Origin of the sequence: Methyloterricola oryzae (genome assembly GCF_000934725.1) — a bacterium.
Taxonomy (GTDB): Bacteria; Pseudomonadota; Gammaproteobacteria; order Methylococcales; family Methylococcaceae; genus Methyloterricola; species Methyloterricola oryzae.
Genome location: NZ_JYNS01000063.1, coordinates 1 through 1,965, shown reverse-complemented (window position 1 = coordinate 1,965; position 1,965 = coordinate 1). Strand labels below are relative to the sequence as shown.

General features: G+C 61.3%; 3 protein-coding genes. 2 read left to right on the top strand and 1 reads right to left on the bottom strand.

From position 1 onward, the window contains the following. Positions 1 to 95: 95 nt before the first annotated feature. On the bottom strand, positions 96 to 566 hold the full coding sequence (locus EK23_RS21250; RefSeq protein WP_158002577.1) for a transposase: 471 nt from the start codon (positions 564 to 566) through the stop codon (positions 96 to 98). A 130-nt stretch (positions 567 to 696) separates the two neighbouring features. Here EK23_RS21250 and EK23_RS22265 point away from each other — a divergent pair, with 130 nt between their 5' ends. Both EK23_RS22265 and EK23_RS22955 read left to right on the top strand, forming a co-directional pair. Continuing rightward, on the top strand, positions 697 to 1,002 hold the full coding sequence (locus EK23_RS22265) for a DUF4145 domain-containing protein (protein WP_052808439.1): 306 nt from the start codon (positions 697 to 699) through the stop codon (positions 1,000 to 1,002). A gap of 436 nt (positions 1,003 to 1,438) precedes the next feature. After that, the gene (locus EK23_RS22955; RefSeq protein WP_082054419.1) at positions 1,439 to 1,852 is read left to right on the top strand and encodes a DUF429 domain-containing protein; all 414 of its coding nucleotides are present in this window, start codon (positions 1,439 to 1,441) and stop codon (positions 1,850 to 1,852) included. Positions 1,853 to 1,965: the final 113 nt, after the last annotated feature.

Genomic DNA, 1,965 nt, shown 5'->3' with positions numbered 1-1,965 from the left:
AAAACGCTCTTTCGGACCAATTTACGCCTGACCACGAACCAAACCGAGCGCAGTCGGCCCAAGCACGTCAAAAACTCCCATTAATCGGCGCTTCCTTAAGGGAAATAGCTGCGGAAATCATGTTGTAGGCGATATTGCAGGATGGCGAAAGCGAAATGGATGAGCTTGCGCATAGCGGCACATACGATGGCCTTACCGTTCTTGCCGTGAGCTCTTAGACGCTCACAGAAGGTGCGGATGACGGGGTTGTACTGCCGGGCGGTGGATGCTGGCATATAGAGCACTTTGCGTAAGGCAGGGTCACCTGTTTTGGCAATTCGGGTTTTCCCGACCCATTTACCGGACTCTTGAATTTTGGGTGCTAAGCCAGCGTAGGCGACGGCTTGCTTGGCGTTGGCGAAGCCATAATGTGCGCTGAGTACTGTCAGCAGATGAGCCGAGACGGCTCGCCCGATGCCGGGGATAGACTCGGGTAGCTCGCGGCGTTGCTTCAGATCGGGATCGTGGTTGATGTGATGTTTGAGGCGTTCGCGGGAGAGGCTCAGTTCCTTTTCCAGGTTGTCCAAGACGGCCTGGAGCGAGTCGACGATGGCCGCACCGGGCATTTGGTTCGGCGACCCGAAGCCGGAAATTACGGGCGCGTGACTGTCCGCGACCTGGGTTGAGCATTCTGGGCATGGACGCCTCGCTGGTTGAATGGCGGGCCACGATTGGCCACATGGCCGAGACCTATTCCTGCACCGACCCCAACCCGCCCTGCTCAAGCTGCGTCAGTTCGGCGAGCTGCTGGCGCAAGAACTGACGGCCAGCTTTGGGCTGCGTGACGTCGGGACCTCCGAGTCCCAACTGGATCTGCTCAAGCGCCTTGACCAGGCCGGCGCATTGACCGTCGACATCAAGCAGCTGTTCCACAAGCTGCGCAAGGCCGGCAACGCGGCCAGCCATGGAGGCCTGGACGACCACCGCACCGCCCTCGAGAACCTCAAGTTGCCCGCCAGTTGAGCCTTTGGTTCTATCGGACTTTCCGGGACCCCGATTTTTCCTCTGGCCCCTTCATACCGCCCAAGGCGCCACCCGACCCGACCTTGGGTCTGACTCAGGAGATCGCCGGCCTCCAGGCGCAGCTGAAGGCTTTCCAGAACCAGATGGCTTGCGATGCAGGCCGAAGCCGGCACGGCCCAGGACATGGCCCTCAAGGCCCAGGAAGAGGCCAAAGTGTGGGAAAGTCTCGCCAGCGAAGCGGCCCAGTCCAAGGAGCAGCTGCAGGCCTCCCTGGATGCCCTGCAAGCCCAGGCGCAGGCCAGTGCTCCCAATGAGGTCAAGACCCTGCTGCTTCAGGCCCAGAAGGCCGCGCAGCAGGTGGAACTGGACGAGGCTGCCACACCCGGGTCATCATCGATGAGCAACTGCGTGCCGCGGGCTCGGAGGCCGAGACAGCATCGCTCGCACAGCCCATGCAGCCCTAGGCCTCCTGGGCGAACTTCGCCCGGGTCTGGGCTATGTCATCCCCCTGGCCTGGACACCGAAGCTGACCGACCCCATCAGCGCCATCGAGGTCTACCCTGCCGCCACCTTGGTTGGGAGAGGCTGCCGGTCCACCGGCTACAAGAATGCGGAACAGGCTCCGCAGCGCCGGGAAACCATCGCAGCACTCCCCAGTGACGACGTGAAGCTGCCGGACCTCCCGGTTCTGGAGCAAAGCGCCGGCGCACTCGACGCGGCCCTGTGCCTGGTGGCCGCGCATGACTTCCTGGTGGGCCAGGCTATGGCGCCTCCGAATCTCGAACTGGCCAAGCGTGAAGGGTGGATCTGGGCGTGCCATCGTTCTGAAGGTAAGCAGCCATACGTATAGAACTCTGGGGCTGATGATCTATGTTTTGAATGTAATCGATCAGCTCAATCCCAAAGCCAAACCTGCCGTAAGACAGGGGCAGAAAGTCGCGGGTCCTCACTCAAAGGAAAGCC